Source organism: Tropicibacter alexandrii, assembly GCF_003667315.2.
GTDB classification, from domain to species: domain Bacteria; phylum Pseudomonadota; class Alphaproteobacteria; order Rhodobacterales; family Rhodobacteraceae; genus Tropicibacter; species Tropicibacter alexandrii.
Map to the genome: position 1 here is coordinate 1 of NZ_RCTZ02000057.1, position 1,320 is coordinate 1,320.

The following is a 1,320-nucleotide window of genomic DNA, read 5'->3' on the forward strand; positions in this document are numbered from 1 at the left end:
TGAACCAGTCCGGGTTTACCGGAGACGTTGGAGTTCGTCACTCAGCGGCTATTTTAGCCGTGAGCTCTTCGTTGTAAAAGTTTCTTTCTGCGGTTGCGGGTGAGATATATCCGAGCGGTCCAAAGAGGCGTTTCGTGTTGTACCAATAGACCCACTGCAGGGTGGCCATTTCGACGTCCTTCTTCCCAGACCAAGGCCCCTCATGCTCGATGACTTCGGTCTTGTAGAGGCCGTTGATCGTCTCTGCGAGAGCATTGTCGTAGGAGTCTCCAACGCTGCCAACCGAGGCACCGATTTTGGCGTCTTCAAGACGTTCAGTATACTTGATGGACAGGTATTGAACGCCGCGATCACTGTGGTGGGTGAGCCTGTCACGATCCGGATTTCTGGCAGCAAGCGCCTGGTCAAGAGCGTCTAATACCAACTTGGTATTGGGCGACGAGGAGACCTGCCAACCCACGATAAAGCGGGCAAAGACATCGATAATGAAGGCAACATAGACGAAACCCACCGCAGTCCGCACATATGTGAAGTCGGCCACCCATAAAATGTTGGGCGCAGGCGCGTTGAACTCGCGGTTCACCTTATCTTCTGGGCAGGGCAGAGCCGGGTTGCTGTGCGTGGTCTTCTTGCCCTTTCCGCGGGTAACACCTTGTATTCCCGCGCCTTTCATCAAGCGCACAACTGTACAACGCGCCAAACCCTCAATCTCTGCGGCAAGATCGTGCCAGACTTTCACCGCGCCGTAACGCTTGCCACTGGCTTCCCAGCAGGTTTTGATCTTCGCTGCGAGAACTGCATCGCGCTGCGCTCGAAGGGACGCTTGGGACGGATCACGCTTGACGGCCTGATGGTGATAATAGCTGGATGGCGCGACCGGCAAAACCCTGCAGATCGCCTCGACGCCATAGTTCCCACGATGATCGTCAATGAAAACAATCATCTCTTCCATTGGCGGTCGAGGTCCGCCGCCGCGAAAAAAGCCGACGCCTTACGCAGGATCTCGTTGGCTTGCTTAAGTTCGCGGTTCTCACGCTGAAGTGCCTTGAGTTCATCCCGCTCCGACTGGGTCAAGCCATCGCGTGTCCCATCTTCAACCGCCTGCTTGTTTACCCAGCCCCGTAACGTATCGCGGCTGCATCCAAACTTCTCTGAGATCGAAGCAATCGCCTGCGATCGTGATTTGTAATCCGCTTCATTCTCCAAGACCATGCGCACCGCACGTGCGCGCACCTCTGTCGAAAAACGGTTCCCAGGGTTTCCCTTTTCCATAGCTTACCTTCCGAGCTTTTGGCTCTCCGGTAAACCCGGTCTGGTTCA

General features: G+C 55.4%; 1 protein-coding gene and 1 other annotated feature. The gene reads right to left on the minus strand.

Annotated features, from left to right (window positions below; genetic code table 11):
* Positions 1-37 precede the first annotated feature (37 nt).
* Positions 38-1,272 (minus strand): IS3 family transposase gene (locus D8Z78_RS24335; protein ID WP_420824344.1). Its coding sequence is split into 2 segments (ribosomal slippage): positions 38-975 and positions 975-1,272, totalling 1,236 coding nucleotides; the frame shifts between segments, so codons are not numbered across the junction.
* Positions 869-985 (minus strand) — a sequence feature (AL1L pseudoknot). It overlaps the preceding gene by 117 nt.
* Positions 1,273-1,320: the final 48 nt, after the last annotated feature.